Source organism: Kitasatospora sp. NPDC059722 (assembly GCF_042733235.1).
Lineage (GTDB): Bacteria > Actinomycetota > Actinomycetes > Streptomycetales > Streptomycetaceae > Kitasatospora.
In genome coordinates this window covers 146015-168437 of the sequence record NZ_JBHWGD010000011.1, presented here as the reverse complement: position 1 = coordinate 168437, position 22423 = coordinate 146015, and the positions used below count along the sequence as shown (strand labels likewise).

At 72.6% G+C, this 22423-nt stretch carries 21 protein-coding genes and 1 pseudogene; 7 read left to right on the top strand and 15 right to left on the bottom strand.

All coding sequences use genetic code 11. From position 1 onward, the window contains the following. From ACFV4F_RS10060 to ACFV4F_RS10050, 3 genes are all read right to left on the bottom strand, one after another. Entirely contained in the window at positions 1 to 999 is a 999-nt protein-coding gene (locus tag ACFV4F_RS10060) for a hypothetical protein (protein ID WP_380501434.1), read from the bottom strand. Between the two features lie 186 nt (positions 1000 to 1185). After that, complete coding sequence (locus tag ACFV4F_RS10055) at positions 1186 to 1611, bottom strand: hypothetical protein (protein WP_380501432.1); 426 nt, start codon at positions 1609 to 1611, stop codon at positions 1186 to 1188. Between the two features lie 58 nt (positions 1612 to 1669). Next, positions 1670 to 2743: a hypothetical protein gene (locus ACFV4F_RS10050; RefSeq protein ID WP_380501430.1), complete on the bottom strand. Its 1074-nt coding sequence runs from the start codon at positions 2741 to 2743 to the stop codon at positions 1670 to 1672. A gap of 142 nt (positions 2744 to 2885) precedes the next feature. On the opposite strand from ACFV4F_RS10050, the gene ACFV4F_RS10045 reads away from it, so the two are divergent. From ACFV4F_RS10045 to ACFV4F_RS10035, 3 genes are all read left to right on the top strand, one after another. Further along, positions 2886 to 3509, top strand: coding sequence for a hypothetical protein (locus tag ACFV4F_RS10045; protein WP_380445028.1), 624 nt, complete (start codon positions 2886 to 2888; stop codon positions 3507 to 3509). A gap of 91 nt (positions 3510 to 3600) precedes the next feature. Further along, positions 3601 to 4596 (top strand): hypothetical protein, encoded by a 996-nt coding sequence (locus ACFV4F_RS10040; protein ID WP_380501428.1) that lies wholly within the window; start codon positions 3601 to 3603, stop codon positions 4594 to 4596. After that, complete coding sequence (locus tag ACFV4F_RS10035) at positions 4593 to 5954, top strand: FAD-dependent oxidoreductase (protein ID WP_380501426.1); 1362 nt, start codon at positions 4593 to 4595, stop codon at positions 5952 to 5954. The genes ACFV4F_RS10040 and ACFV4F_RS10035 overlap by 4 nt, the downstream gene beginning before the upstream one ends. A 4-nt stretch (positions 5955 to 5958) precedes the next feature. On the opposite strand, the gene ACFV4F_RS10030 is transcribed toward ACFV4F_RS10035, so the two are convergent. After that, the gene (locus ACFV4F_RS10030) at positions 5959 to 6804 is read right to left on the bottom strand and encodes a hypothetical protein (protein ID WP_380501424.1); all 846 of its coding nucleotides are present in this window, start codon (positions 6802 to 6804) and stop codon (positions 5959 to 5961) included. Positions 6805 to 6969: 165 nt separating this feature from the next. Between ACFV4F_RS10030 and ACFV4F_RS10025 the strand changes: the two genes are divergently transcribed. Next, positions 6970 to 7965, top strand: a complete 996-nt coding sequence (locus ACFV4F_RS10025; protein WP_380501422.1) for a class I SAM-dependent methyltransferase — start codon at positions 6970 to 6972, stop codon at positions 7963 to 7965. Positions 7966 to 8001: 36 nt separating this feature from the next. On the opposite strand, the gene ACFV4F_RS10020 is transcribed toward ACFV4F_RS10025, so the two are convergent. After that, a complete protein-coding gene (locus ACFV4F_RS10020) occupies positions 8002 to 8550 on the bottom strand; it encodes a hypothetical protein (RefSeq protein ID WP_380501420.1) in 549 nt (182 codons plus the stop codon). Between the two features lie 251 nt (positions 8551 to 8801). Between ACFV4F_RS10020 and ACFV4F_RS10015 the strand changes: the two genes are divergently transcribed. Together ACFV4F_RS10015 and ACFV4F_RS10010 are read left to right on the top strand one after the other, a co-directional pair. Next, positions 8802 to 9764: an AraC family transcriptional regulator gene (locus tag ACFV4F_RS10015; RefSeq protein WP_380501418.1), complete on the top strand. Its 963-nt coding sequence runs from the start codon at positions 8802 to 8804 to the stop codon at positions 9762 to 9764. After that, a complete protein-coding gene (locus tag ACFV4F_RS10010) occupies positions 9736 to 10539 on the top strand; it encodes an inositol monophosphatase family protein (protein ID WP_380501416.1) in 804 nt (267 codons plus the stop codon). The genes ACFV4F_RS10015 and ACFV4F_RS10010 overlap by 29 nt, the downstream gene beginning before the upstream one ends. 61 nt (positions 10540 to 10600) lie before the next feature. Here ACFV4F_RS10010 and ACFV4F_RS10005 read toward each other — a convergent pair whose 3' ends face one another. The 5 genes from ACFV4F_RS10005 to ACFV4F_RS09985 form a co-directional block, all read right to left on the bottom strand. Further along, positions 10601 to 11005: a peptidase inhibitor family I36 protein gene (locus ACFV4F_RS10005; protein ID WP_380501414.1), complete on the bottom strand. Its 405-nt coding sequence runs from the start codon at positions 11003 to 11005 to the stop codon at positions 10601 to 10603. A gap of 156 nt (positions 11006 to 11161) precedes the next feature. After that, the gene (locus ACFV4F_RS10000) at positions 11162 to 14788 is read right to left on the bottom strand and encodes a helix-turn-helix domain-containing protein (RefSeq protein WP_380501412.1); all 3627 of its coding nucleotides are present in this window, start codon (positions 14786 to 14788) and stop codon (positions 11162 to 11164) included. A gap of 113 nt (positions 14789 to 14901) precedes the next feature. Continuing rightward, the gene (locus ACFV4F_RS09995; protein WP_380501410.1) at positions 14902 to 15588 is read right to left on the bottom strand and encodes a hypothetical protein; all 687 of its coding nucleotides are present in this window, start codon (positions 15586 to 15588) and stop codon (positions 14902 to 14904) included. A gap of 324 nt (positions 15589 to 15912) precedes the next feature. Then, positions 15913 to 16449: a hypothetical protein gene (locus ACFV4F_RS09990; protein WP_380501408.1), complete on the bottom strand. Its 537-nt coding sequence runs from the start codon at positions 16447 to 16449 to the stop codon at positions 15913 to 15915. A gap of 198 nt (positions 16450 to 16647) precedes the next feature. After that, positions 16648 to 17025, bottom strand: a complete 378-nt coding sequence (locus tag ACFV4F_RS09985; protein ID WP_380501406.1) for a hypothetical protein — start codon at positions 17023 to 17025, stop codon at positions 16648 to 16650. 174 nt (positions 17026 to 17199) lie between these two features. On the opposite strand from ACFV4F_RS09985, the pseudogene ACFV4F_RS09980 reads away from it, so the two are divergent. Then, positions 17200 to 17292 (top strand): annotated as a pseudogene (locus tag ACFV4F_RS09980) (IS5/IS1182 family transposase); the annotation flags it as partial. Positions 17293 to 17923: 631 nt separating this feature from the next. Here ACFV4F_RS09980 and ACFV4F_RS09975 read toward each other — a convergent pair. From ACFV4F_RS09975 to ACFV4F_RS09955, 5 genes are all read right to left on the bottom strand, one after another. Then, positions 17924 to 18826 carry a hypothetical protein gene (locus tag ACFV4F_RS09975; RefSeq protein ID WP_380501404.1) on the bottom strand — a complete coding sequence of 301 codons (903 nt, stop codon included), beginning with the start codon at positions 18824 to 18826 and terminating at the stop codon, positions 17924 to 17926. 207 nt (positions 18827 to 19033) lie between these two features. Further along, positions 19034 to 19498 (bottom strand): hypothetical protein, encoded by a 465-nt coding sequence (locus ACFV4F_RS09970; RefSeq protein WP_380501403.1) that lies wholly within the window; start codon positions 19496 to 19498, stop codon positions 19034 to 19036. Between the two features lie 63 nt (positions 19499 to 19561). Next, positions 19562 to 20113, bottom strand: coding sequence for an NIPSNAP family protein (locus tag ACFV4F_RS09965; protein ID WP_380501401.1), 552 nt, complete (start codon positions 20111 to 20113; stop codon positions 19562 to 19564). A 58-nt stretch (positions 20114 to 20171) separates the two neighbouring features. Then, complete coding sequence (locus tag ACFV4F_RS09960) at positions 20172 to 21263, bottom strand: hypothetical protein (RefSeq protein ID WP_380501399.1); 1092 nt, start codon at positions 21261 to 21263, stop codon at positions 20172 to 20174. 72 nt (positions 21264 to 21335) lie between these two features. Continuing rightward, positions 21336 to 22250: a DUF3626 domain-containing protein gene (locus ACFV4F_RS09955; RefSeq protein WP_380501397.1), complete on the bottom strand. Its 915-nt coding sequence runs from the start codon at positions 22248 to 22250 to the stop codon at positions 21336 to 21338. Positions 22251 to 22423: the final 173 nt, after the last annotated feature.

Here is a 22423-nt window from a genome sequence, read left to right as displayed (position 1 = left end):
CTACGGGCGGCGGTCGAAGCCGACCTTCCACTGGACGAGACCCTGGTAGAAGGTCGCGATGAGGAAGACGCTCCGGGCGGTCGCGGTCAGCCACGGGTTGTTCCGCATGCCGGCGTACGTGTTCTCGTGCTGGAACCCGCTCCAGCTGCGCTCGGTCCACTGCCCCAGGTAGGCCTGGTGGTAGCCGTTGCCGGAGTTGCCCAGGACGGCGATGACGCCGTCGCCCGTCTCCGTGGTGAACGCGATGCTCGGGGTGCCGAAGATCTGCAGGTTGTCGTCGAGGCGCTGCGGCTGGCCCCAGACGTCGGAGCGGTGGTCCCGCGTCATGACGTACGCACGCCCGTCCAGCCCGCGGTGGACGAGGGCGAACTGGTCCCAGTAGCTGCTGTAGGCGATGGAGTTGGCCGTGTCGCTCAGGATGCCGGGGACCTGCCGGGGAGCGGCCCAGTTCGCTCCGTCGAAGGACGCGGTGTACTGGTTGTTGTCGGTCGCGCTCCCCCACGACAGGAGCATCTCGCCGTTGCGGACCGGGGTGACGGACGGCGACAGGTTGGGCCTGGTCACCACGTTCCCTTCGGGCGACCACCAGTTGGCGGGCTGGCTCTGCGAGAGGATCCCGCTCTGGGTGAACCGCGGCTGCGTGTAGTAGACCCGCCCGTCGACCCCGGTGTGGAAGACGTAGAAGCCGTTGGCCGTCCACACCACGCGGGGCGCGGCCTGCGTCTGGGTGCCAGGGAAGACCACCGGGGCGCCGCCGTTCCGCGATATCCAGACGCGGTTGTTGTCGTTCCCGCGCCACACCTGGATGAGGGTGTCGGGGCTGCGGGCCTCGGAGATCGTGTCCCCGGACTGCAGGTTCACCTCGTTCTCCGTCTCCTGGTACCACTGGCTGCCCTCGCCGAGGGCGGCCGACGCGGGCGAGGCCAGTCCGACGAGCAGGGCGAGGACGGCGGTGAGGACGGTCATCACCAGACCGCCGCCTCGTTGGATCTTGGACACGGGTGTCTCCGTTCGGGAGGTCGGCCGGGAAGAGAGGCCTTCCCGCGAGGGCTCCGCCCGGGCCCGACGACATCGCCAGGGCCCCGAACCGCTCACGGAAAGGCTGTCGCTGGGCGAAGGATCAGGACATCAGTCATCTGACTGTCCGTTCGCCCACGCTCCCGCCCGGCCGACCGACCCGTTGTCCTAAGAATTGGCCGGCGGGTCCTCCAGGTCGCTGATGACGAGGGTGTCCAGCCGCACCGAGTACCAGACGTCCTGCGACGTGCCCCCGCCCCACTTCTCCGTCAACACGATCGTGGCGTGCCCGGCGCCGCTGCCCTCGTAGCGGGTGGACCAGTCGAGCGGCACGTTCTGGGCGCGGAACACCGGGTCGGCGTCGTTCGCCTGCGCCCACGCGTCGAGCCGCCTGTTCAGCTCCGCCGTCAGGTAGTGGGCACGGACCTCGGCGGGCGACTGGTCCTTCGTGTCGAGGACGGCCCGGCGGTACTCCCGGAAGAACGTGTTCACCCGGGCCTCGGGCGTGCCGGCCGCCGCGTGGGCCGGAACGGCGGGCACCACGACGGCGGCCCCGAGCACGGCGGCGGCGAGGGCGGTACGCAACTTCGACATGATTCCTCCATCAGGACAGGAACGTCTTCACCGGAGGAACGACCGGGCAAGCCCCCTGCTACGACGCCCGGCCGCCCGCGAACGCCGGGTACCCCGGCAGCGGTTCGTCGTCCCACTCGCCCGCGATCTTCCGCAGCAGCAGCCCCGCCGTCTCCGCGAGGGCCGGGAAGTCCGTCAGCCCAGCCGCCAACTCCCAGCGGTGGCGCAGCACTTGCCGCGCCGTCGGGGACGGTCGCCGCGGGTGGAGGGGCTTGTTCTCCGCCGTGCGCGGGACCAGCCAGACGGTGGTGTAGACCGTCCAGGCCGCGATGGCCTGCTGCATCCCGGCCTGCCACACGGCGTCCTCGGCGAGTGCGGGATAGGCCGCGACGATCTCGGTGCGGTACGCCTCCTCGATCGCCTCCGCCTGGCCGGGCGGGAGCCGGAAGACGCACCAGCAGGTGGAGAACGGCATCCGGCAGTAGGCGGCCGTCAGGAAGACCGACTGGTAGCAGGCCGCCTCGAAGTCGATCAGCCGCAGGCCGTCCGGGGTGAGCAGGTTGTTGTCGGGACAGGTGTCGCCCGGGGTGAACGCGGGGTACTCCTCCCCGCCGGCCGTGCCGATCCGCGCCAGCTCCCCGGCGAGTTCGGAGGGCACGGCGATCCCGGTCTCCTCAAGCCGCAGAAGCAGCTTGGTGACGGACTGCCGGATCCACGGCTCCTCCGGCGCCAACACCGTCGTGGACTCCGCCACCAGCCGCTCGAACTCGGCCTGCCGGTGCACCGATGCGGCGCCCAGCCGCCCGAGCCCGCGCGCCCAGGCCAGCAGGCCCTCCTCGGCAGCCTTCGGATCGTCCCCGAGCAGCACGTCCGCCAGCGTCGGCGCGGCGCCGAGGTCCGCCATCACGAACAGCGGCACGATCGGGTCGACGGCGAGCAACTGCGGCCCGCCCAGCCCGAGCGAGAGCGCGGCGGCCTCGCGCGCGAAACAGCGCACCGCCCCGTCCCCGCCCTTGAACGCCTTCACGACGACGCTGCCGCCGGCCGCCGTCCGGCACCGCAGCACGGCGCTGCGGCTGCTGCCGCCCAGGTCCACCGGGTCCGTCAGCCCGGTGCCCAACACGTCGCCCGCCCTGCGCAAGATCTGCTCCATCCGGCCATCCTGTCAGCGCACGCAACCGGAATACGGAGAGTGGCGATCCCCGTTCGGGCGACTACGACGTGTGCACACCAGCCTGCCGGACGAGAGCGGAGGCGGGGGCAATCCATCCGAGCGAGAAGATCGGAATCCCGTCATGACGATACGCAGGTCCATGCTCCTCGTCGGCGCCGGCGGCCTGGCCGTCACCGCACTGGTGGTCCGGGTGGCCGTCGCCGAGGCCCCGGTGAGCCTGACGGTGGCGCGCGGCAGCGGCGAGTGCACCTTCGACTGGACGAAGGAGGGCGTCGCCTTCACTCCCACCGCCCCCGGAAAGGCGCCCGGTTCCTACACTGTATCGGACATCAAGGGCACCGTCACGGTCGACATGGCCGCTCCCGATCCCCTCTCCTTCGCCCGATCGGCCACGGTCGACGGAAGGTTCAAGGGAGGCTTCACGCTCAAGGATGCCGCCGGGCACTTCGTGCAGGTCTCCGAGGGGCAGGGCAGCGCACCCGCCGGCAAGGGCGAGTTCCTCGTGAGGACGTCCGCCGACAGCGCCGGCACCCGGATGCCCGTCTACGCCCTCAACGACGCCTCCGACGCCCTCGACCCGAGCATCGTCTCCATGGTCCCGCCCAGGGTGAAGCTGAACGTCCTCCCCATCGAGATGGTGCTGACCCCCGAGTTCGCGCGCACCCTGAACGACGCCTTCGGGCCCGATAGCGCCAACCCCGGCCAGCCGTACGGCATTTGCAGCGCGCAGATCACCACCAGCTGACGCCGGATCGCCCCCTTGCGGGCGGGGACCGTCGCCGTCACCCTTTGGTCGAGCGACGGCCCGAACACCCTTCCCCCGAAAGGGCCCCAGCATGCCCCAGGACACCGCGTTCACCCTCCCCTTCGGGGCCGTGACCAGCCCGGACGCCGACGCCGCCCGGCACCGCAGCCTCCTCTGGTGCCGGCGGCAGGGGCTCATCGCGGACCCGGTCGACGAAGTGCGCTTCCTGCGCTGGGACATCGCCGGGCTCATGGCCGCCTGGAACCCCCGGGCGAGCGGTGCGCAGCTGGACCTGACCGTCGACGCGGTCGTGGTCGCGACGTTCCTGGACGACCACGTCGACGGCCCGCTCGCCGACCGGCCGGACCAAGTGGCGGCCGTCTGCGCGGACTTCGCCACCGTCATCGCCACGGGAGGGCGGCCTCCTTCGGGTGCCGGGCCGCTGATCCGGGCGTTCGGCGACGTGTGGCGCCGCCTCGCCGACGGCGCCTCGCCCGCCTGGCTGGAGCGCACCGGGCAGCACTGGCAGTGGTACCTCGGCGCCTACACCCAGGAGGCGCACAACCGCGCCCGCCGCCGCGCCCCGACCCGCGCCGAGTACGCGGAACTGCGCCGCCGGTCGGGCTTCGTGTACGCGATGATCGACCTCGGCCAGAAGGCGTACGGGTTCGAACTCCCGCGCCGCCTCTACGCCGACGCCGTGGTGCGCCGGATGCTCGACATCACGGCGGACGTCGTCGACACCCTCAACGACGTGCACTCCATCGAGAAGGAGGAATCGCGCGGCGACCTCCACAACCTCGTGCTCGTCATCGAGAACGAGCTGGGCTGCGACCGCGCCGACAGCGTCCGCGAGATCCAGGGCATGATCAGCGCCTGGTGCGAGGAGTTCCTCGCCCTGGAGCAGCGCCTGTTGAGCACGGTCGGGCTGCGGGACACCGCCACCGCCCTCCGGATCGCCGACTGCATGCGCACGGCGATGAGCGGCTACCTGGAGTGGAGCCGGACAACCCGCCGCTACTCCCACCTGGTGCCGGCCGGGGAGCCCGCCCTCGTCACCGACCTCGTGAAGGCCAACTGGCCATGACCGCGTGCGACAAGGCCGTGGTCGTCGGCGCGGGCATCGCGGGCCTGCTCGCCGCGCGGGTGCTGGCCGACGCCTTCACGGAGGTGGAGGTCCTCGAACAGGACACCCTCCCCGACGGGCCCGCCCAACGGCCGGGCGTGCCCCAGGGCCACCACGTGCACGGGCTGACAGCGCGGGGAGCGGAGGTCATGGAGAGCCTCTTCCCGGGCCTGCGCGCCGAGTTGACGGCGGCCGGCGCACCGGGAGGGGACTTCGGTCAGATCGTCGCCTTCCGGTTCCCCGGCTGCTGGTCGCCGCGCGCACGGACCGGGATCCCGCTCCAGACGTTCAGCCGTCCGCTGCTGGAGGCACGCCTGCGGAAGCGCGTCACCGCGCTCGGAAACGTCCGCATCCGACAGGGCGTGCGCGTCACCGGCCTGACGGGGAGCACGCTGCGGGCGACCGGGGTCCGGACGCTGGGAACTCCCCTACCCGACAAGGCCGTTGCCGCCGATCTGGTGGTGGTCGCGAACGGGCGCACGTCGCACCTGCCCGAGTGGCTCACCGAACTCGGCCTCCCGCAGCCGCAGCGGACGGTGATCGACGCCCGCGTCGGCTACGCCTCCCGCCTCTACACGGCCGCCGGTGCGGACGGACCCCCGTGGGCAGCGGCCATGGAACTCCTCCAGGCCCCGCACGTCCGCCGCGGCTTCATGGCCACCCGCATCGAGGGCGACCGCCTCCTCGTCACGCTGCAGGGCGCCGCCGGCGACCACCCGCCCCACGAGCCCGACGGCTTCACCGCATTCGCACACAGCCTCCGCACCCCGCTAGCCGAACTCCTCACCCGCCTCAGCCCGTTGACGTCCGTCCGGCCCTACCGCCACTGCGCGAACCAGCGCACCCACTACCACCGCCTCCCGCACTGGCCCGACGGCCTGCTCGCCCTCGGCGACGCCGTCTGCGCGTTCAACCCGCTCTACGGCCAGGGCATGGGCATCGCCGCCATGGAGGCCGACCTGCTGCGCACGATGCTCACCCGGCCGGCCGGTCCGGGCTTCGCGCACGCCTACCAACGCCGACTCGCCCGGCTCACGCGCCGCCCGTGGCTGATGTCCACCGTCCAGGACCGCGGCTGGCAGCAGCCACGGCCCGACCGCACCGCGCGCCTCACGGCGGCCGTCCTGCCGCCGGTCCAACGGGCGATGGCGGCCGAGCCCGAGGTGTTCCGCCGCTTCCTGGAGGCGATGCACATGACGCGCGGCAGCACCGTCCTGCTCCACCCGCGCGCGCTCGTCCCCGTCCTGGCAGCAGCCGTCCGCCCCGCGCGAAGTACACCCGACCATCCACACCTGTGGTGGGGACACACGCCGTCCTGAACGATCAGCCCAGCAACGCACGGACGGTGGGCTCGGCGAGGTCGACGAGGTCCAGGTCCACCGGTTGCTCCCACGCCCACCTCAGGAGGCCGAGCACCACCCTGTCGTCCAACGGCTGCGGTAGTGCAGTCGCACATCCCACCGGATCCAGGCCCTCCAGCAGGCGCAGCACCAGGACGCCCTCCCCGAACTCGGCCTCCATGGGATGCGGCAGGCTGCCCAGCCACGTCAGCAGCGCGGCTGCCCGGTCGGCGGGGTCCGGGTAGTCAGCGGCCAACTGCTCGCGGAATGCGCCCACTTGGACCTCCGGCAACTGCCCGGCGTCGCGCCCGGACACCTTCGCCAGCGCCGGCCGCAGCGAGACCGGCGCCTGCCGACGCGCCAACTCCCCTGAACCGTAACGCCCGTGACCGGCCTGCCGCGTCTGGTGCGCCCCCTCACGGAGTCCCATGGCGTACGACAGCCGCGGAACCAGGTTCAGGAGAAGCCCCGGCGCACCGCGCCCGGCGAGGAACAGCGTCAGGCCGACCGGGTCCGCGACCGTCAGGTTGTCCCGGAACCTGGCCCGCTCCCAGGCGACGTCCGTGCTGTGGATGGTGCCCGACCCCACCGGCTCGCCGTCGGCGTCGTGGAGGCTCAGCGTCAGGCTGCCCAGGCACCGGCAGATGTCCCCGGTGAAGCCGCCCTCCGTCGTGAGCGACCGAAGCTGCGCGAGCTCGTCGGGGCTCTCGACCCACCCCAGCACATCGCGCCCGGCGAGCGGCCCTTCCCCCTCCCCGCCCACGGTCACCTGCACGAGCCGGGTCCGCGCCCACGCGTCGTCCAGCCATTCCCGCACCGGATGCCCCATGCCGGACTCTCCCCCGTTCACACCCACCGACGATCGTCGCCCAGGATCCCACGGCCCCGGGGGACGCCGTGCGCCTGGTCAGCCGATTCGCACCCGTGGATCACGTGAATGACCGCCCCCACGGTGGGCATTGATGGTGTGCCGAGCCTGCCAAAGGAGCCGCCCGTGTCCGCGCCGTCGTACCTGCCCGCGATGACCCTCGACCAGTACCTCGAGCACCTCTCCGCCCGGCACCCGCAGTGGCACCGGGCGCTCGATCCGGGGCGGCTCGGGTCCGCCACGGCCATGCGCCGGCTCTTCTCGCCGTCGGACGAGTTCAGCCCAGTCTGCGCCGACTCCCCGCGCGCCCCCGGGAACCCGCTCGTGCACTGGACCGGCGGCCGCGAACTGCTCCGCCTGGCCACCGGCGGCGCGAGCGACGCACTCGTCCTGGACGTGCTCGGCGGCGACGGTCCGCTCGCGCGCGCCGCCGCCGTCCGCCCCGGACAGGTGCCGGACGGGCTGGCCCTGCTGACCGGGGACCTCTCCGGCCCCATGGTGGCCGCCGCCCTCGCCCACGGCCTGCCCGCCGTCCGGCAGTCCGCCGACCGGCTGCTCCTCGCCGACGGCACGGTGGACGCGGTGCTGCTGGCCTACGGCACGCACCACGTCCCGTCCGACGACCGGCCCGCCGTGGTCGCCGAGGCCGTGCGGGTGCTGCGGCCGGGCGGCCGGGTCGTGCTGCACGACTTCGAGCCGCACAGCCCGACGGCCGCGTTCTTCCGGACCGTCGTCGACCCCCACGCCGCCGTCCGCCACGACCACCCGCACTTCACCCGCACCGAGCTGCTCGACCTGTTCGCGCCGCACCCCGTCGCCGTGCGCCTGCTCGACGTCTACGACCCGTTCACCGTCCGCGCGGCCTCTCCGGAGGACGCGAAGGCCGCCATGGTCGACCACCTCGCCGAGACCTACGCCCTGACGGACCACTTCGCCGCGCTCGGCCCCGAGCGGGCCTGGGAGCTCCTGGTCGCCGCCTTCGACCACACCGACCACCTCGCCGGCCTCTGCACGCCCCTCAACGCCCCCGCCCGCCCCCTGGTCGGCCCGGTGCTCGACGGCTACGTCGCCGAGGTCCCGAGGGTGGCGCTCGTCGCGGTGGCCGAGCGCCGCGCGAGGTAGGCCCCGGAGGTGGGCCCTGCCCGTCGGGCGGGGCCCTCACGGGAAGATGTGGTACCACTGGGACCGCTCCGGCCCGCTGTTCTCGTGCGCCCAGAACCCTCCGCCCAGCGGCCCCGAGACACCGGGAGGACCCGGTGTGACCCCGTTCACCACCTGCCCCCGGGACTCGAAGAACCGCCGGAACGCCCCGGCCGGGTCCGCGGCGACCGCCCGGCGCGCCGCGTCGTCGAGTTCGATCGTCACCTCGAAGAGCTCGGCGGTCCCCACCCGCACCCGTTCGGCGCCGGCGCTCACCGCGTCGCCGTCGGCCAGGGGAAAGACCGGGGACCACTTCGACTCGTCCCCTCCGCTGGTGATGTGGATGTACCCCGGGTGGTACGGCAGGCCGGGCTGCGGCTCCGGCGCCGTGATCGCGTTGACCTTGAACCCCTGCGACTCCAGGAACCGCCTGACGGTCCCGGCCGGGTCCTTCTCCAGCTCCCGCCGCACCGCGTCGTCCGCGACGTCGATCGTGACGCGCACGACCTCGAACTCGACGTCCTCCACCTTCCGCAACGTTCCGCGCAGTTCCACTCCGTCGGACATGACGTACCTCCAGGGCGCCTCGTCGACGTCCCCCATCCCCCATCCCCCAGTCTGCGCCGCCCCCCGGTGCCCGCAACGCGGGACGAAGTCACAGCCTCCGCCACTCGATACGCACAGTCACCATCCGCCGGGCAGCACCCAACACCCGGCCCTGGAAGGGGCAATACCGCTGGGTTCGTGCGGCAGCCGGGCTCGCGCCCGAAGCCGCTGCTCGGACGGGCGCCTGGCGGCTCGCCGCATACGCTCGGTCCGTGGACGTTCTCAGCGATGTGATCACGGTGGCGCGAACCGGGCGTCCCCGCTCGGCGTGGGTTCGATGGCATGCGCCGTGGGGGCAGCGGTTCCCGGCCGTGCCCGGGGCGGTGGCGTTCCAGGTGGTGCTGGAGGGGAGTTGCTGGTTCCTGGCGCCGGGCGCCGAGCCCGTCCGACTGGGCGCGGGCGACGTGCTGTTCCTGCCGCACGGCAGCGGGCACGCGCTGGCCGACGACCCGGCGACCCCGCTCACGGCCCCGGTGTGCAAGCCGGACGAGCCCGGCGATGCCTACGTCGCGGACACCGTCGACCGCCTCGGCCTGAGCGGCCCGGCCACCGTCGTCCTGTGCGGGGCGTACGAACTCGACCCGACCCGCACGCACCCCCTGCTCCTGGCCCTCCCGGACTTCCTGCACCTCCCGGCGGATCCGGACCGTCACCCCGAACTCCACGCCGCCGTCACGCTCCTGGCCGCCGAGGTGGCATCGCCGCGCCCGGGCACCGGCGCGATCATCCCGGCGCTCCTCGACACCCTGCTGATGTACGTGCTGCGCAGCCGGCTCGCCGAGCGCCGCGCCGACGGTCCGGCGACCGGCTGGGCCGCCGCGCTCGCCGACCCCGCCGTCGCCGCCGCCCTCCACGCCGTGCACAACGCCCCGGCCGAGCCCTGGACCGTCGGCAAACTCGCCGCCGAAGTCGGCCTCTCCCGGGCCGCGTTCGCCCGCCGCTTCGCCTCGACGGTCGGCCGGCCGCCGCTCGGCTACCTGACCTGGTGGCGGATGACCACCGCCGCCCGCCACCTCCGGACGACGGACGCGCCCTTGCGCGTCGTCGCCGCCCGGGTCGGGTACGGCTCCGAGTTCGCCTTCGCCGCCGCCTTCAAACGGGCCCACGGCATGGCTCCCGGCACGTACCGCTCGTATGCTGCTCACCGTGATCAACTCGCTGACGAACATGGATGATTCCGAGGTCGCCATCGCCGCCGCGCGCGCCGGTGCCGACGTGGTGCGCGCGATGTACGGGCAGGACCTCGCCCGCATCGACAAGGGCGCCGGGGACTTCGCCACCGCGGCCGACGTGGCGGCGGAGCAGGCGATCCTCGACGTCATCCGCGCGGCCCGGCCGGACGACGCGCTGCTCGGCGAGGAGGGCGGGCGGCAGGGGGCCGTCGGCGCCGGGCGCGAGTGGCTGGTGGATCCCCTGTGCGGGACGCTCAACTACGCCGCGGGAACGCTGGTGGTGGCCGTCAACGTCGCGCTCCGCGACGGCGCCGCGGCGGTGGCGGATCCGTTCGGGGACGAGGTCTTCTTCACCGACGGCACGACCGCCCGGGTGCGCCGCGACGGCACCGACGCGGAGCTGGCGCCCACCGCCGCCACGCAGTTGGTGGACGTCAACCTCGACCCGCCGTTCCCGGGCGCCCCCGGGTTCCGGGCCGTGGAACTGCTCGCCGACGCGCGGTTCGTCGAACGCTTCCGGCCGCGGGTCGTGTCGACGTCCCTGGCGCTGGCCTGGGTGGCCGCCGGCAAGCGCGCCGCGTACGTCACCGACGGCGGCGACCTGTCCGGGAGCGTCCACTTCGCCGCGGGCATCGCGCTGTGCCGGGCCGCCGGCTGCGTGGTCACCGGCATCGACGGCACCCCGATCGGCACCGGGGCGGGCGGCCGCGGGCTGCTCGTGGCGGCGGACGCCGAGACGCACGGGCTGCTGATGTCGATGATCACCGGTCAGGACTGACGAGGCCGGCACCGCGCCGTCGCTCCCCTCGTGGCGGCGGCGCGGTGCTCGGGGAACGGTCTCAGCGGGAGGTTCGGCACCTGGTGAGGGAGCCCTCGGCGTTGATCGAGCGGATGTTCTTGTACCAGTCCGCCGACGTGTTGCCCCACGTGCCGGGCTGGAGCGTCACGGAGTACCCGCTGCAGTGCGGATCGGTCCAGACCGTCCAGGCGGAGTCGCTGTGGTTCCACCAGGACAGCGCGTTGTAGCCGACCTTGGTGTTCCTGAGGTCGTTGTCGTAGCTCGCCCGCAGCAGAACCCCGCCCGTGCGGTTCTGCTCCGTGTAGAGGCAGAAGTGGCCCGCCGAGCAGCCGGACTCCGCCGACGCGGGGTGGGCGGTGGCGGTCACGGGCGGGGCGCCCAGCGCGGTGGTGAGGGTGAGGGCGGCCGTGGCCAGCGCCGTGGCCAGGGAACGGTGGTGCGTCATCGCTGTGGTCCTCTCGGTGTACGGCGGGCGCCGGGGCTCCGGCCGCTCCGCCGTCACCAGGAGTGTTCGGCCTCCTGGCCACCGGCTGAACGGGTTGTCCGTTGCCGGCGCCGCCAGGCACCTGGCAACACCCTCCGACCTGGGACGACGCCACCCTCAGTGACAGGCCGCCGGCACCGGCTCCTGGGGCACCAGCCGCTGCCAGCGAGCGGGGTCGGGCCTCGGGGCGAGCCCGCAGACACGGGCCAGGACGCGCCCGGGGTCGAGGTCCCACCGGCGCAGCGTGCCGTCCCGCGAGCCGGTGACGAGCGTGCGGGCGTCCGTGAACACGCCGTCCTGGACGGCCGCCGCGTGACCGCGCAGCTCCGCCTCCAGGGTTCCGCCCGGCACCCGCCACACCCGGGCGGTCCGGTCGCGGGAGCCGCTGACCAGCCGGGTGCCGTCGGGGCTGAACCGGACGTTGACGATCGGGCCGGTGTGTCCGGGCAGGACGGTGACGCGCTGCGGGTCCGCGACCGGCCGCAGGTGCACCTCGCCGTCGCGCCCGGCGGTGGCGAGCAGGGTGCCGTCCGGGCTGGCGGCGACGCCGAAGACGGTGTCGTGGTGGTCGTGCAGGACGGTCGCGCGGCCGGTGCGGGTGTCCCAGAGGCGCACGGTCTCGTCCTGTCCGGCGGAGGCGAGCAGCGTGCCGTCGCCGATGAACGCGAGGCCGAACACCTCGTCGTCGTGGCCGGTCAGCTCGCCCGCCGGCTCCCTGGTGGCGACGTCCCACAGCCGCACGACGCCGTCGTTCCCGGCGGAGGCGAGGCGGCGGCCGTCCGCGCTGAAGGCGAGCGCCTTGACGGGCCCGGTGTGGCCGGTGAGCTCGCCGGCCGGGGAGAGGTCTGCGGTGTGCCAGAGGCGGACGACGTGGTCGGCCCCGGCGGTGGCGAGCAGGCTGCCGTCCGGGCTGTGGACGATGCCCCAGACGGCGCCGGTGTGGGCCTGACGGGAGGTGACCTCGGTGTGGCGGGCGACGTCCCACAGGTGGAGCGTCCCGTCGACGGCACCGGCGACGACCTGGGGACCGGTCGGTCCTGACACTCCGTCGAGAGAGAGCACCGCGGCGGCCGGGTGCGCGACGAATACCGGGTCGCCCAGGCGCCACAGGCGGTTCACGGCGTCGTCGCCGACCGTCAGCAGCAGGGTGTCCGACACGAACCGCACGGCGTTCACCGGTCCGCTGTGCCCGGACAGCGTCGCCACCGGCTGCCCGATCGCGGTGTCCCACACGCGGACGGCGTTGTCGCGGCCCCCGGTGGCGAGGGTGCGGCCATCCGGGGCGAAGGCGACGGCGAGCACCGCGTCCGTGTGACCGGTCAGGGGCGCGGCGGCGGGCGCCCGGGTGTCGGTGTGCCAGATCCGCACGCCGTCCGGCCGGGCGACCGCGAGCAGCGACGCATCCGGGCTGAAGGCGAGGGCGCGGAGGTCCGGGCCGAGCTGCCAGGGCTCACCCGCGGTGCCCTTGGCCACGTCCCACAGCAGCACCGCACCGTCCGCGCGGGCCACGGCGAGCGTGCGGCCGTCCGGGGAGAACGCGAGGTCGAGCACTCCGCCGTGCCCGGGTCCGCCGATCACGACGGGCGGCCTGGCGGGCGCCGCGTCGTCGTAGAGGCGCACCGTCCCGTCGTCGCCGCCCTCGGCGAGGAGTCGGCCCACCGGAGCGTACGCGAGGGCGCGTACCGAGCCACCGTGCGCCGCGTATTGGCGTACCGCAGGGGCGGGCGTGCTCGTGTCGTACACCCGCGTGATCCCGTCCGCGCCGGCGGTCGCGACCAGCATCGCGTCCTGGGACAGCGTGACGGCACGCAGCGACGACGGGCCCACGGACAGCGCGAAGCGGGCGCGGGAGGCGGACCCGTCCGGCTGGAGGTCCCACAGCCGCAGGACGCCGTCGTTGCCCGAGGTCGCCGCCGTCCGGCCGTCCGCCGAGACGGCCGCGGCGTTCACGGCGCGCCCGCCCGCGTCGCCGAACTGTCCCACCAGCGACTGCCCCTGTGCGCTCAGCAGGGCACTGCGGCTGCGCGGGGTGTCCGCCGCCCGGAACGCCTCGGCGGCCAGCAGCATCGCGACGTCCGGCTCGGTCGCCGCCACCGCCTGCGCCTGCGCCGCGTACTCGTCCGAGCGCGCCAGCCGGGCCGCCGTCACCGCCCGGCCGCGCTGCCCCCACGCCACCGCCCCGGCGCTCAGCGCGAGCGCCAGGCACCCGGCGAGGGCCGCCGTCAGCCGGCGCAGGCGGCGCGCCCTCGCCAGCGCCGCCCGCTGCGCCGCCTCCTCGGCCTCCTGCGAGCGGGCGAGGAACGCGAGCTCCGGCGGGCTGAGCGCACCCGCGCCGTCGCCCCGGGCCCATTCCCGGGCCAGGGCGAGGCGGGTGCCCTGGTAGAGGGCGGACGGGTCGCGGCCGGCGTCCTGCCACGCCTCGCACGCCTGGCCGAGCTGGCGGTGCACCCGCAGGCCCGCGCGGTCGGCGTCCAGCCACTCGCGCAGGCGGGGCCAGGCGGTGAGCAGGGCCTCGTGGGTGATCTCGACGCCGTCGCCGGTGAGCGTCAGCATGCGGGCCCGGCCGAGCGCCTCGACGGCGGCGCGGGCGTGTTCGCGCCGCTCGGCGGGCTCGTGCCACAGCAGGCGTTCGAGCGGGACGCGACGGCGGGCCTGGCGAACGCCGTCGCCGGCGTGGACGAGTCGGATCATCATCCTGTGGACGGCGGCCCGGCCGTCCTGGGGCTGGCGGAGGTACACCGCCTCCGCCGTCGTGGCGAGCGCCTCACGGACGCCGCCGGTGCGGCGGTAACCGGCCACGGTGAGCACCCGGCCCTCGCGCTGCTGCCAGGTGGCGAGCAGCGCGTGGGCGAGGAGGGGGAGAGTGCCCGCCTCGACGGGATCCGCCCCGAGGTCGGAGAGCAGGAGGTCGACCAGGCCGACTTCCAGCTCCAGCCCCTCCGCCGCGGCCGGCCCCTCGACAGCCCGGACGAGCTCCGCCCGGTTCATCGGACCGAGCGGCAGGTGCCCGTTCTCCAGCGCGGCGAGCAGCTCCGGGTAGGCCAGGCACCGCCCGTACAGGTCCGCGCGCACGCCGATCACGACGGGCACGGTACGCGGCCCCGGCCCGGACCACGCACACAGCGCCGCGACGAACGCCCGCCGCTCGTCCTCGTCCTGACACTCCGTGAACAGTTCCTCGAACTGGTCGACGACGATCAGGGCCCGTCGGCTGTCGTCGGCAACGGCATCGAGCCTGGCCAGCACCTGCTTCGGCCGGGCCGTCGGCGTGCACACCTCGACCCGCCAGCCTGCCGACCCCGGCAGGCACCCGCGCGCCAACGCCGGGACCAGCCCGGCCCGCAGCAGCGAGGACTTGCCCGTCCCCGACGGGGCGACCACCGCCAACGGGCCGCCGCCGTCCATCCGTTCGCCGACGCACGCGACCAGCCGGGCGTTCGCGCACTCGCGGCCGAAGAACCACCGGGCCTGGCCGGCCTGGAACGCGGCGAGCCCGGGGTACGGGCAGGCGTCGGCTGCTCCTTCGGAGACCATCGCCGCCAGATCGCCGTCACCCCCGAGCGCGGCGTCGCAGGCACGGGCGACGTCCAGCGACATCGGGCGCTCGCCGGTCTCGATGCGGCTCAGGTAGCCCTTGCTGAAGTGCGCCTGCCTCGCGAGCGCCGACAGGCTCATCCCGCACTCGCGCCGCATCCGGCGCAGCACCGCACCCGGCGCCTCGTCCCGGTCCTGCTCGTTCGACACGCGCGCTCCCTCGGCCGGCACCAGCACGTGCCCCGATTGTCGGCGGACGATCGACCCGCCCGGACGGCCTGCCGCCCGGCCTCATCCGAAAGTGCGAACGCCGGACCGGGAGTTCACGAACGACCGGGCGGCCGTCTCGACGCCTTGGCCGCCTGCAAGGCCGCCCGGGCACGCTCGGCACCCCGCGCATCGACGGCCGCGCCGGCTCTCCCCTCCCCCTCACAAGCCCGGCAACGCCCGGGCCGTGGCACAGGATCACGGCATTCCCAGCACTCCGCATACCGCTTCGGCGCCACCGTGTGAACCGGCGGCATCTTCCGCACCAGGCGATCGCGCAGCACCCCCACCGGCGAGTGCACGGGCGACGGCAACCCGGGCAGCAACGCCTGCGCCAGATCTGCCGGACCGCTCCCCCGCTCCAGCCACTCCTCGACGAGCGGCGCCAGCGCCGCCGCCTCCCGCTCCCCGAGCCGCAGCCGCGGCTCCGGGCGAACCACCTGGAGCAGCGTCCGCGCCGCCGCGCCCGGGCCCGAGTCCGAGTCCGAGCCCGAGTCGCCCGGGAGGGTGGGTTCTTGCTCACGTTCCTTTACTTCAGGAACGACACGGGGACCGCCCACCGGCCGACCGGCCGCCGGACCCTTGGCACCCGGCGCCACCTGCGGCGTGTCGTAGACGTGCGCCTCACTGCGCAACGTCCCGTCCGGCAACCGGACCACCTCGACGCGGTAGAACCCGGCGTCCGTCAGCTCTTTGAGGGCCTTCTGCACGGCACAGCGCCCCTGCGGACTGGTGTCGGCCATGCGCCGCCCGTCCTCCCGCCACCCGTCGGGCCGGGAGAGGAGATCGGCGAGCAGACCGCGCGCAGTGTAGCTGAGCCGACGATTCTGCAGTGCGGCGTTGGGAAGTACAGTGAACGAGCGCGTGTGCGCGCTACGATGTACACGCATCGGAGGTCCTGCTCCTGTGCCAGACCCCGGGGTGTTGGTAGCACCGCCGGGGTCAACGTTTTTCTCTTGATGGCACGGAACGTAGCACACGCACGACCGAGAGTTGCAGCCGTTTAACTTTCTTTCCCGGAAGCCAAATTGACGATCAATATCGGTCATCCGGTGTGCAATTTCGGATCAGCCGACTTCCAGTACGCCTTCGAGAACGAAGATGATTTCGGTCTCCCGGGCTCGCATGGAGCTCCTCGTGCCGCGCCCGGACTCGGACTCCGTCGCCGGATGGAACAGCCCGCCCACCGATTCACCCACGCCCACCTCCGTGACATTGGTCCCGCCCACGATGGTGCGGGTCTCGTTGACCGTGGTGCTCTGACCGGTGTTCCAAGTGGTGATGTCCGTACTGGTGACGAGGGTCGCCCCGTTGAGGAGCGTGGTGGCGTGGCCGCTGATCGAGACGGTCGCGGACGTGATGCCCGGATTGATCGGCGAGGCGCAGTTCGTCAGGGTGGCGCTGCCGTTCACGGTGCCGTCTTCGGCGATGTTCAGGGTGAGGTTCCCACTCTTGCACGCCACGTCGGTAGTACTGGCCTGCGTCGCGTGAGCGGGAGCGGCACCCCCGAGGAAGACGGCGCCGGTCGCAAGAGAGGCAAGAGACACAAGGGAAGCAAGGGTGGACGGGAACACCCGCCCCCGCGCGGTGCGGATCATGGACATGAAACAGCTCCTCCGAGCGCAGCACAAGGCGTCCAGGACCGTCCCGGACAGGATCCGTGCGCCCGCGGAACAGTTCCCGCACCACAGGGACATGACATGTCACCTTCGAGTGTTTCACCCGTTCGATCCGCCACCCGCTGCCGGCCGAGGCTGCGCCTTCCCACACCAGGGGTTCTCATGCTCTTCGCCCCACTCTGATCAGCATCCACGCGATAGCTGGGTTCGCCCGAACCGCCGCCACCACGAGCCGTCCCGCTCCAACCCGTCGAGGGCTTCGAGCCGCCGCTCGATGTGCTCAATGAACTCGGCCGGCAGCCTCACGGCGTGGTCGACGACGTAGTGGCCGAGCCCCTCCGGCCAGAGGTAGACGCTGTCGGTGAGATCGTGCGAGCCATTGGCCCGCCCGCACAACCTGCACCGGGAAGTCCCCATCCACTCCCCGGCGACCTGGCCTCGGTCGAGATAGTCCGCGCCCCACAGCCGCTCCGACTCGTCCCACCCAGCGTCTACGAAGTCACGGGGATCCGGCAGCGTCCCCTCTCCCCCGGGCATCGCCCAGAACCCGAGCAGCCTCACCCTGCCGCTCGGGTGTCCCCCCAATTCCGCCATGCACCCGAGGATTTCACGCCCTCACCCCCGCGTGGAAAGTCGGCCGGCCCGACTTCCTACGTCTCGGACCTATTGATCATTTCAGAATGAGATCGGAGTGTCGGCTGGCGTCTGACGCCGCGTCTGGGCAGGGTCTGGTGGGTGACTGATGATCTTGTTCCCGACGGCCTCTGGGAACGCATAGCCCCGCTGCTTCCGAAACGACCTCCTCGCCACCACCGCCATCCCGGACGTCTGGCTGCTCGAACTCGCCTGCAGCATCATCTGCTTGCGTCGACTCCGCAAAGGTTTCCTGAAGCGATCAGCCCGGCCGTATCGGACTCGCGAGGAGCCCCAGAACAGAGAACTCGGCGGTCAGGAACTCAGCCTCTGCGGGCGTGACCCGCAGGCCTGGGCCAAGTAGGTCACGCAGCATTCCGGCGGTCTCGGCAACCGTCCCACCGTAGGTCCGGCGGAGGATACGAAGGACATGGACCCGGGCGGGTCGCTCGGCGACAACCCTAACCACAGCACCTCCCGTGGCCTGCAGGACAGCATCCCGAAGCCATGTCGGCCCTATTCCCTCAGAGTCCTCGTCCGGGCACTCGGAGCAAGTCCGGCTGTCACTCCAGTAGAACCGCCCGTCCCGGACGACCTGCTCGGGCACGCTCGCGGAGGGGCGTCCGCAGTACCAGCAACAGCCTGGATCGACCCTACTCATGCCCCGTACCTCTGGGCGTGACGGCGTAGGGCCTTGAGAGAGTTCGGTCCAACGTCACGAGTATCGCGTTAAAACCCGGGTTTACGGTCACCACCGCATTCTGACGAAGCAGCCTGGGCAGTCGCCACCCATTTGCCGAGGCGGCCCCGACCAGCTCTGAAACGATCAGTTAAGCGTCGGGTAGACGTCCTGCCACCGGTAGCGCGGCACGCAGAAGTGCCAGTGGACAAAGCCGGTCATGAAACGCTCGATGTACGGATACTGCTCCGCACTGGCCAGTTCCCGCAGGCGCTGGTGGGTCGCCCTCGCCGCGACGAGGACGTCGCGGAACGCATCAAGATATGGGACGCCGCGCGTCATCGCGTGCCGGTAGATCCTGCTGGCCAGGAAGTCGTCCCCGTCGACCGCTTCCTTGTAGAAGGACAGCAGGTCGTTGAAGTCGTTGAGGAAGCCCACGGTCCGGCTCAGCGCCGCCGCCCAGAAGCGCCGGTCGGCACCGATCTCCAGGGAGGGGGCGGCGAACTGGAGCGCGGCCGACCAGATCTCGCAGTACCCCGACCGAGCCCGGACGAACTCGGTGTCGATGCCATCCGACGCCTCCGCCGTGAACTCGCCCTCCATCAGGACGCCCGTCATGGCGTTGTAGAAGAAGGTCTTGTAGACGGCGAGGAACGTTGCGTCGCAGAAACGGCCCAACTCGCCGAACATGTGCCGGACGTACCGTGCGTTGGACGACACCGACACCCTCTCCGGCAGCATCCCGGCCTGCAGAACGGCCTCGAACTCCGCACGGTCGCGCGCGCACACGTCGTCGACGTAGACGGCGAACACCCACACCCGGCTCACCGCCAGCGCGACCTCGTCATCGAGGTCCGGCAGCATCAGGGCGCGCATGAGGGTCACGTCACGGATCACCCCCGCCGGACAGGAGATGTCGAACGCGGCCAACTCCGCGGCCAGGGCGATGGCGATGGCCCGGGCCCCGGCACCATCGTAGGAATGCGTGACGGCACCGAACTCGGTACGAATCTCCTCGACGACCCCCGTGGTGATCACCTCGGCGGCCATGCCCCGGAGCCTCGGGTCCGCGATGGCATCGAGGCCGCGCCGGGGCGTGAACCGGAGCGAGTCGACGCCGGGCGGTGCTGGATTCCTGATCGTGCGACAGTTCGACGACGAGCCCATGCCTCTGCGCCTCCTCGGACCGGCCACGTGGCCTTCATCCACTTAACGGCTGCCCGAGGCGATCGGCACGACGGCTCTCGAAGGCTCCTCCTACTCCTTCACCGGGCCGTCGTCCTCCTCCTCGTCCCCGTAGGGCTCCTCCGGCGGCGGTGCGAGGACGAGTGGCCAGTCCTCTCCTGGTGAGGTGAAGACCGCCGTGCCTTCCCAGACCTGGCCGGCCATCGCCGGATCGACGGTCGTCTCGGCGTGCAGGACCAGGACGTAGTTCGGGTCGAACCTCGACCGGACCGGGAAGTCGGCCGGGTCGACTCCCAGCCGCTCCAGGCCGCCCGGGTGGAGCGCGATGTCGACCGCCAGCCGCTCCCCCGTGTACGAGTGCTCGGCCCAGCCGTCGGTCTGCAGCAGGTAGGACACCTGGTCGCCCTCGTGGCCGAACGCGCTGTAGCTGCTCAGCGCGCGCTCGCCGGGCGTGCCGTCGGAGTCGATGACCAGCACGGCGACCGGCACCTCCGGATCGCCGGGCCCCAGGCCGGAGCGGACGTTCAAACGAGCCATGGGCACCTCCGGGTCGCAACAGGGATCGGACAGGACACCACTACACCTGACCCCACTGACAATTCACCCCACGGGCTCCAGCCGCAGCCGCCGGACCGGCCAGGGCGCCGGTTCGGCCGGGCCGAACCAGAGCCGGACGTCGAGCCCGGTGCGGACGGGCAGGGCGGGGTAGTCGTTCTCGGCGTGCTCGGTGCGGTGCAGCGCGTGGTGCGGGCCCAGGTACCGGGCCGCGTACTCATCGAAGGCCGCCGCGTCCGACGGCTCGCAGACCGTCGCGGCCACCTCGCGGGTGCCCCGCTCCGGGGCGAAGCCCGGGCCGCGCAGCAGCAGGACGTCGTCGCTGTCGATCATGGTGGCGTTGGCCGCGTCGCGGTGCGCCCGCCAGACCGGGCCGGTGTAGAACGCCTCCAGCGCGCGCCGGCGGTGCGCCATGTCGGGGAACGCGCGTACCCAGACGAACCGGTCCGGGTCGTCGAGGTCGCGGAACCGGCCGCCGAGGGTGATGCCGACGGCCTCCTGCCCGGTCACGAACTCGCGCTCGAACAGCTCGATCAGGGTCTCGCGCGTGCCGGGGTGCAGGGTGTACTGGCGGAATTCGACGATGTTCAGGCTCATGCGCCGCAGGCTACGGCCGCTCCACTGACACCTCCTGTCAGCGAACCTCCCATGGCGTTCAGTCCGCCGAGCCGCTGCCGGCCGCCGCGGAGCGGCAGTCGTTGCGAGCGGCGGGCGACAGCTGCGGGCACAACCGGGCCTTGGCCGACTTGTCGTGGTAGTTGACGTTCCAGTAGCTCGTCATGCCGCTGACGCACAGCGGCCGCTGCCACGCCTCCGGGGCCGCCTCGCACTGGTCGCCGACCCACGCCGGGCGGTCGATGTTGTACTTCATCAGCCGGGATCCGGTCCCCCGGGTGCAGGCCTGCCGGCCGTCCGACGTGGGTGCGGCGAGGCACCAGCGCAGGGCCTCGGCGAAGCTCTCGGGGTGGTCAGCGTAGTCGTGCTTCTGGAGGAAGTAGACCGGCGCGTAGAAGTAGCAGGCGCCCTGGAAGACGTCCGGCTGCTCGGGGCAGGGGTACAGCGGGTCGGCGGCCAGCTTGTCCGCGGGGAGCTGGGCGGTGGCGGCCGGGTCGGTCTCGTCCGGCTCGAAGAGCTGCATGAACACGCCCTCCGAGCAGGCCACCACCTGGTACGTCTGCGAGAACTTCCGGCACAGCTGCTCGGCGTCTGGCAGCTTCAGCCGCGACACGAACATCGCGCCGTGCCCGATGCCGTGTATGCACGAGGCCGACTCGTCGGGCGCGCAGAGCTTCGTGACGGCCGAGGCGGGGTCGGGGCTCTGGGAGAGCTTCTCCTCGACGATGCCGTGCAGGTAGCCCGAGCCGCAGACGTCGTTGCGGAAGGACGCGGCCTTGGCGAAGTCGTCGCCGTACTTCTGCAGGGCCGCGTGCCCGAGGTCGTGGGCGACCGGGTGGCAGATCCGGCTGACGTACGGCTGGCTGTCGGTGATCCTGGCCAGGTCGGCGAGCGCCTGGGCGGGGTCGGAGGCGTTCAACTCCGCCACCAGGTGGTCGCGCAGCTTGCTCTGGGTCCACACGGCGGGCGTGGCGGAGGCCGCACTGGGCTGGGGAGAGCCTGAAGCGGCGACGGGAGTGGGACCCGTGACCGCCGCGACGGGCTGATCGGCGGCAGCAGCCGCAGGCGTCCACTGCGTGTGCAACACCGCCCACACGCCCATCGCGAACAGCAGCAGTGACGTGATCAGCATGAATCGCCGAGCCATCTTTCCCCCGTTCCCAAGCCGTCAATCCTGGGTGCGGCCAACGGTTCTGACCATGCGCTATCGGCCGCAGTCCCGTCTCCCCCACGGACGGCGAAACCCGGCCCGGCGGTTCCCCGTCTGCGACTCGACGCGGAGCGGCGGGCCGAAACGGGCAAGGCAGTGCCAGACCTTCTTGAGGTCCTGCGGGTCATAGCGCCCACTCCGGACGGCATCGCCGATGATCCTCGGATCGAGCCGGCCGTCGACCGCGATCTCGGCCCCCAGGTCGACGTACTCCTGCCCGCGGTATCCCGGGTGGCGCCGCAACTCCCCGACGGAGAGCCGGAATCCGGGGTGCCACTCGACCCGGCACGGGAGCCTGCGCGCCGCGCGCTCCACCGCCGTGCCGCGATAGCTGGGATCGAGAACCAGCGCCTCGACGTCCCGGTCGAACCGGACCGGCCCGTGGATCTGCGCCTCGATGTGGCCGTCCACGGCATCGAGACCGTCCGCCTCGGCCAGCTCGACGAGGGCGCAGCGCGAGGCGACGCCGAAGGCGGACGGGTCCGTGGAGCTGTCCGGATAGCAGAACGTGGCGCGGGCGAGGGTGGCGGCGAAGAGCCTGAAGTACGAGGACCCGAACCGCGGCGCGCCGCCTGCCGGATCGCACCGGAAGTCCAGAGCGCCGTAGACGGGGCGCTCCTGCGGCGGCACATCGTCGTAGGCCCCCGCGAAGATCCGGCTCTCCCAGTGCCACCGGTCCCCACCCGGCCGGGCCGTCAGGCCGCCGTTGCTGGTGCCCGTCACGAACTGCGAGTGGTAACGCCCGTCCGACGCCATCCTGACGAGGACCGGCTCGCCACCCGCGATCCGGTCCGGATGGAAGTTCATGGTCAGCCGCAGCCGCGGATCGAGCGGCCCGCCCCGAGCCAGCCCGGCCACATGCGCCAGCGCCCGCCGCCGCGGCGACCACACTGCATCGTCCACCCCCATGACGCGCAGTGTGGACGAACGCCGCCTCCCACCGCACCTCGATTTCGCCACGACCTGGTGCGCAGGAAGTCGACGTGGCCGACTTCCTGCGCACCCCCCAATTAGGTGCAGCCCCCCAATCGAAAGTCCCCGGGAAACGACGCCCGCGCCCCCCCCGGGCCAAGGTGGGGAGG

Excerpts from the sequence above, each read along its gene's own strand:
- ACFV4F_RS10055 (WP_380501432.1), bottom strand. The coding sequence starts at position 1,611 with ATGTCGAAGTTGCGTACCGCCCTCGCCGCCGCCGTGCTCGGGGCCGCC.
- ACFV4F_RS10050 (WP_380501430.1), bottom strand. The coding sequence starts at position 2,743 with ATGGAGCAGATCTTGCGCAGGGCGGGCGACGTGTTGGGCACCGGGCTG.
- ACFV4F_RS10045 (WP_380445028.1), top strand. The coding sequence starts at position 2,886 with ATGACGATACGCAGGTCCATGCTCCTCGTCGGCGCCGGCGGCCTGGCC.
- ACFV4F_RS10040 (WP_380501428.1), top strand. The coding sequence starts at position 3,601 with ATGCCCCAGGACACCGCGTTCACCCTCCCCTTCGGGGCCGTGACCAGC.
- ACFV4F_RS10035 (WP_380501426.1), top strand. The coding sequence starts at position 4,593 with ATGACCGCGTGCGACAAGGCCGTGGTCGTCGGCGCGGGCATCGCGGGC.
- ACFV4F_RS10030 (WP_380501424.1), bottom strand. The coding sequence starts at position 6,804 with ATGGGGCATCCGGTGCGGGAATGGCTGGACGACGCGTGGGCGCGGACC.
- ACFV4F_RS10020 (WP_380501420.1), bottom strand. The coding sequence starts at position 8,550 with ATGTCCGACGGAGTGGAACTGCGCGGAACGTTGCGGAAGGTGGAGGAC.
- ACFV4F_RS10005 (WP_380501414.1), bottom strand. The coding sequence starts at position 11,005 with ATGACGCACCACCGTTCCCTGGCCACGGCGCTGGCCACGGCCGCCCTC.
- ACFV4F_RS09995 (WP_380501410.1), bottom strand. The coding sequence starts at position 15,588 with ATGGCCGACACCAGTCCGCAGGGGCGCTGTGCCGTGCAGAAGGCCCTC.
- ACFV4F_RS09990 (WP_380501408.1), bottom strand. The coding sequence starts at position 16,449 with ATGTCCATGATCCGCACCGCGCGGGGGCGGGTGTTCCCGTCCACCCTT.
- ACFV4F_RS09975 (WP_380501404.1), bottom strand. The coding sequence starts at position 18,826 with ATGGCCGCCGAGGTGATCACCACGGGGGTCGTCGAGGAGATTCGTACC.
- ACFV4F_RS09970 (WP_380501403.1), bottom strand. The coding sequence starts at position 19,498 with ATGGCTCGTTTGAACGTCCGCTCCGGCCTGGGGCCCGGCGATCCGGAG.
- ACFV4F_RS09965 (WP_380501401.1), bottom strand. The coding sequence starts at position 20,113 with ATGAGCCTGAACATCGTCGAATTCCGCCAGTACACCCTGCACCCCGGC.
- ACFV4F_RS09960 (WP_380501399.1), bottom strand. The coding sequence starts at position 21,263 with ATGCTGATCACGTCACTGCTGCTGTTCGCGATGGGCGTGTGGGCGGTG.
- ACFV4F_RS09955 (WP_380501397.1), bottom strand. The coding sequence starts at position 22,250 with ATGGGGGTGGACGATGCAGTGTGGTCGCCGCGGCGGCGGGCGCTGGCG.